Consider the following 571-nt stretch of genomic DNA (forward strand, 5'->3'; position numbering starts at 1 on the left):
AACGGAGCTGGGACAAATCCAAACGGAGCTGGGACAAATCCAGAGCAACTGTTCGCTGCAGGGTTTGCCGCATGCTTTGAAGGTGCGATGGGTACGATTCTTAGAAAAAAGAATATTAAAGCAGAAGGTATAACTATCGCTTCTAATGTTACGCTAGGCAAAGATGCGAACGACGGTTTTTTACTCGCAATTACTTTGGACATCACGATAAGCGGCGTAGAAACCAGCGTGGCTGAGGAAATCGTGGCGGAAGCCCATCTGGTTTGCCCTTATGCTAAAGCAACCCGTGGCAATATTGAAGTAGTAACGAACGTAGTTGGTTAATCAGCGCACAAATAGTATAAAATAATCCAGTATTAAAAGGAGAGTTCCGAAAATGATAAAAATGGAAAAGAAATTGTACACGGCTACTGTAAACGTTCAAGGCGGAAGAGAAGGCAAGGCTGTTTCCAACGATGGCAATCTTAACTTGGACTTGAGATATCCCAAGGAATTAGGGGGTAACGGAGCTGGGACAAATCCAGAGCAACTGTTCGCTGCAGGGTTTGCCGCATGCTTTGAAGGTGCGATG

The 571-nt window shown here is 45.2% G+C and carries 2 protein-coding genes; both read left to right on the forward strand.

All coding sequences use genetic code 11. The annotated features are described in order from the left end of the window. The coding region (locus AC1DLI_RS34325) for an Ohr family peroxiredoxin (protein ID WP_477610210.1) at nucleotides 1–324 on the forward strand (324 nt) is incomplete at its 5' end. 52 nt (nucleotides 325–376) lie between these two features. Further along, nucleotides 377–571, forward strand: a 195-nt coding sequence (locus tag AC1DLI_RS34330) for an OsmC family protein (RefSeq protein ID WP_477610212.1), incomplete at its 3' end; no start/stop codon positions are given.

It is taken from the genome of Paenibacillus sp. 01T443, assembly GCF_056398325.1.